General features: G+C 34.4%; 3 protein-coding genes and 1 pseudogene. All 4 read right to left on the bottom strand.

The annotated features are described in order from the left end of the window. On the bottom strand, positions 1 to 1,321 hold a 1,321-nt coding region (gene fusA / locus ACRC28_RS16240; protein ID WP_438544490.1), incomplete at its 3' end, for an elongation factor G. A gap of 74 nt (positions 1,322 to 1,395) precedes the next feature. After that, the gene (gene rpsG, locus ACRC28_RS16235; RefSeq protein WP_438544489.1) at positions 1,396 to 1,866 is read right to left on the bottom strand and encodes a 30S ribosomal protein S7; all 471 of its coding nucleotides are present in this window, start codon (positions 1,864 to 1,866) and stop codon (positions 1,396 to 1,398) included. A gap of 155 nt (positions 1,867 to 2,021) precedes the next feature. After that, positions 2,022 to 2,396 carry a 30S ribosomal protein S12 gene (rpsL, locus tag ACRC28_RS16230; protein ID WP_438544488.1) on the bottom strand — a complete coding sequence of 125 codons (375 nt, stop codon included), beginning with the start codon at positions 2,394 to 2,396 and terminating at the stop codon, positions 2,022 to 2,024. A gap of 270 nt (positions 2,397 to 2,666) precedes the next feature. Further along, positions 2,667 to 4,691 (bottom strand): annotated as a pseudogene (locus ACRC28_RS16225) (DNA-directed RNA polymerase subunit beta'); the annotation flags it as partial.

The following is a 4,691-nucleotide window of genomic DNA, read 5'->3' as shown; positions in this document are numbered from 1 at the left end:
TCCAAGTTTTGAAAGTTGGATCTTCTTCTGCTAATTTAGCTAAAGCTAATCCCATCTTTTCTTGCCCAGCTTTAGTTTTTGGCTCAATTGCAATTGAGATAACTGGTTCTGGGAAGTCCATGCTTTCTAATATTATTGGAGCTGATTCAGCACAAAGAGTGTCTCCAGTAGTTGTGTTCTTTAATCCAACGATAGCTCCTAAGTCACCAGCTCTTAATTCGCTGATTTCTTCTCTTGAGTTAGCGTGCATTTTAACAAGTCTACCAATTCTCTCTTTTTTACCTTTTGTTGAGTTAAGTACATATGTACCACTCTCCATGATTCCTGAGTAAATTCTAGTAAATGCTAATCTTCCAACAAATGGGTCAGTAGCAATTTTGAATGCTAAAGCTGACATTGGAGCTTCATCACTAGCTTCTCTTTCAAGAACTTTTTCTGAATCTTCAACATCCACACCTTTAATAGCTGGGATATCTAATGGTGATGGTAAGTAATCAACAACTAAGTCGATCATTTCTTGAACACCTTTGTTTTTGTATGATGATCCACAGATTACAGGAACTATTTCATTGTTTATAGTAGCTTTTCTTAAAGCTGCTTTTAACTCAGCAACAGTTAACTCTTCTCCATCTAAGTATTTCATCATTAACTCTTCATCAGTTTCAGCTATTGCTTCAAGCATGATGTTTCTGTATTCTTCTGCCTTATCTTTTAATTCAGCTGGGATTTCTCCTCTTTCAATGTCTTTTCCTAAGTCATCTTTGTGAATTAAAGCGATGTTTTCGATTAAGTCAATCATTCCAGTAAATTCTGATTCAGCACCTATTGGGATTTGTATAGCTATTGCATTTGATCTTAATCTATCTCTAACTGAGTTTATACAGTTATAGAAATCAGCACCAGTTGCATCCATTTTATTTACATAAATAGCTCTTGGTACTCCATAGTTGTCTGCCTGTCTCCAAACTGTTTCAGTTTGAGGCTCAACCCCACTTTTTGCATCTAATACTGTGATAGCTGAATCTAGACATCTTAATGATCTTTCAACCTCAACTGTAAAATCTACGTGTCCTGGAGTATCAATGATGTTGATCGCGTGACCTTGCCATTGACAGAAAGTAGCAGCTGAAGTAATTGTTATACCTCTCTCTTGCTCTTGTGCCATCCAGTCCATTTGTGAAGCACCATCATGTGTTTCACCTATTTTGTGTGTTCTACCTGTGTAGAATAATATACGCTCAGTAGTTGTTGTTTTACCAGCATCTATGTGAGCCATGATTCCTATATTACGAAACTTCTCTAACGGAAATTCTCTTCCCACAATAATTCCTCCTCTCAATGAGTAATTTTATATTCGACAAAACTGTTTTGGCCAAAGCCAAAACAGTTTTGAAATTAGTATCTGTAGTGAGCGAATGCTTTGTTAGCTTCAGCCATTTTATGAGTATCTTCTCTTTTCTTAACTGCAGCTCCTGTGTTATTAGCAGCATCCATTAATTCTCCTGCTAATCTTTCACACATTAACTTTTCGCCTCTTTTTCTAGCGGCTAATAATAACCATCTAAGTCCTAAAGTCTGTCTTCTTTCAGCTCTAACTTCTATTGGAACTTGGTAAGTTGCCCCACCTATTCTTCTTGCCTTTACTTCTAATAATGGCATTATATTATTCATAGCTTCTTCAAATACCTCTACGGCATCTTTACCAGTTTTTTCAGCCATTGCTTCAAAAGCTTGGTAACAGATTTTTTGAGCTACTCCTCTTTTTCCATCTAGCATGATCCCGTTTATTAACTTAGTAACAACTTTTGAATTGTATACTGGATCAGGTAAAACGTCTCTTTTTGCGATATGTCCTTTTCTTGGCACTTTGCTTCCCTCCTTAACAAATTAAATTTAAGTTCATCGGTACTCGATATTTCATAATACCGTAAAGCGCTTCTCTCTACATCTATATAAACTAAATAATATTCTTATAAAATCTATGTAAATGCCGTAGATAAGCACTACATTAGTCTAAAAAACTATTTCTTTGGTCTCTTAGCACCGTATTTTGATCTTCCTTGCATTCTGTTGGCTACTCCAGCACAGTCAAGAGCTCCTCTTACTACGTGGTATCTAACCCCAGGAAGGTCTTTTACTCTTCCACCTCTTATAAGAACAACACTATGCTCTTGTAAGTTGTGTCCTACACCACCAATATATGCAGTAACTTCATATCCGTTTGTAAGTCTTACTCTTGCTACTTTTCTTAACGCTGAGTTAGGCTTTTTTGGAGTAGAAGTTTTAACTACTGTACATACCCCTCTTCTTTGTGGGCAGTTTTTAAGTGCTGGTGAGTTTGATTTAGTTGCAGAAACTTTTCTTCCTTTTCTTACTAATTGGCTTATAGTTGGCATTTTTTCACCTCCTGATATTTATTTATCTATATATAAATATTAGATAAATCTTCTTCCATTAATCTTCTTAAGATTAATGATCCAACTGTTTCAATACTTACATTAAGTATTATAGTGAACTATAGTAGATTATACAATATATTAATAATAAAATCTACTACTTTCAATCATAAAATAAGAATTTCTTATTTACAATTATATACGAGTCGCGTGTTAAAAACACACAACTCGTATTTTATCATTTTAAAAATAAGATGTCAATATCTTAAATTACTCTGTAATTAATGAAATTTCTTCTTCAACTACTTCTTCTTCAATATCTAATCTTACATCTCTGTATTTCATTAAACCAGTTCCTGCTGGAATTAGTTTTCCGATGATTACATTTTCCTTTAATCCTACTAATGGATCTATTTTTCCTTTGATTGCTGCTTCAGTAAGAACTCTTGTAGTTTCTTGGAATGATGCCGCTGATAGGAAACTGTCTGTTGCAAGTGCTGCTTTAGTTATTCCTAATAGAACTTGATCTCCCTTAGCTTCTTCACCACCAAACTCTCTAACCCTTACGTTTTCTTCTTCAAAGTCATAAATATCTATAGTAGTACCTGGTAATAATGTAGTATCTCCTGATTCTGTAACTTTTATCTTTCTAGTCATTTGTTTTACAACTACTTCTAAGTGCTTATCGTTGATATCAACCCCTTGAAGTCTATAAACTTTTTGAACTTCTGATAAAAGATATCTTCTAGCTCCGTCAACACCTTTAATTGCCATGATATCATGTGGGTTAACAGATCCTTCTGTTATTTCATCACTCGCTTCTACTACATCATCATTAGAAACTTTAATTCTAGAACCAAATGGAATATCGTAACTTACTTCTTCTCCATCTGCACCAATTACATGTACTGTTCTTTTCTTTTTAGTTTCTTCTAATTTAATTGTTCCATTTATTTCACTTACTATTGCAAGACCTTTTGGTTTTCTAGCTTCAAATAACTCTTCAACCCTTGGAAGACCTTGTGTGATATCTCCAGCAGAAGCAACTCCTCCTGTATGGAATGTTCTCATTGTAAGCTGTGTTCCTGGCTCTCCGATTGATTGTGCAGCTATTATACCAACAGCTTCCCCAATATTAATCTTTTGAGCAGTTGCCATGTTCATACCGTAACACTTAGAACAAACTCCAATTTTACATTTACAAGTGAAAGGTGATTTAATTTTAACTTTTTTGATACCAGCTTTAGTAATTTTTTCCGCTAACGGTTGATCCATATATGTGTCAAACGCCGCTAACATTTCCCCTGTTACAGGATCAATAATATCCTCTGCTGAATATCTACCAGTTAATCTTTCTTCTAATCCTTCTATAACTTCATTTCCTTCTTTTATTTCAGAAACTACTATACCAGTTGTACTTCCACAATCTTCTGATCTTACGATAACATCTTGTGAAACGTCAACTAATCTTCTTGTTAAATATCCTGAATCGGCAGTTTTAAGTGCTGTATCGGCGTTACCTTTTCTTGCTCCGTGAGTTGACATGAAGTACTCAAGTACATCAAGACCTTCTCTGAAGGATGCTCTGATTGGTAACTCTAATATTTTACCTGATGGACTCGCCATAAGTCCTCTCATCCCAGCTAATTGCTTAATCTGAGATTTAGATCCTCTGGCTCCTGAATCTGCCATCATGAATATTGGATTGAATTTATCAAGACTATCCATAAGTACGTTGGCAACATCTTCAGTTGTCTTAGTCCATTTTTCTATTACTCTTTCATATCTTTCTTCTTCTGATATGAACCCTCTTTTATACATTTTTTCTATTTTTTCCACTGTTTCATCAGCTTCTTTTAATAGAACGTATTTCTCATCAGGTACTATCATATCAGATGCAGCTACTGTTATAGCTCCAATTGATGAATAGTGATATCCTAAAGCTTTAATTTTATCTAGCATTATAGATGTTTTAGTTGCTCCATGTTTCATGTAACACTTATTAATTAATGTTCCTAATGACTTTTTAGTTATTAAGAAATCTACTTCTAAGTTAAACATTTCTTCTGGATTCTCTCTATCTACAAATCCTAAATCTTGTGGAATTGATTCATTGAATATAAGCTTACCAACAGTAGTCTTAATTAACCCTGATTTCATTTCCCCATTTACTTCTCTATACATTCTTACAAATATATCAGCATGAATTTCAATAGCTTTTACTTGATAAGCCATTATAGCTTCATCTTTAGATGAGAAGTATTTTCCGCTACCTTCAGCACCTTCTTTATCCAT

The sequence above is a fragment of the Clostridium sp. genome (assembly GCF_051650885.1).
Lineage (GTDB): Bacteria > Bacillota > Clostridia > Clostridiales > Clostridiaceae > Clostridium.
Note: the sequence above shows the minus strand (reverse complement) of the source record. Positions and strands in the feature narration are given on the sequence as shown.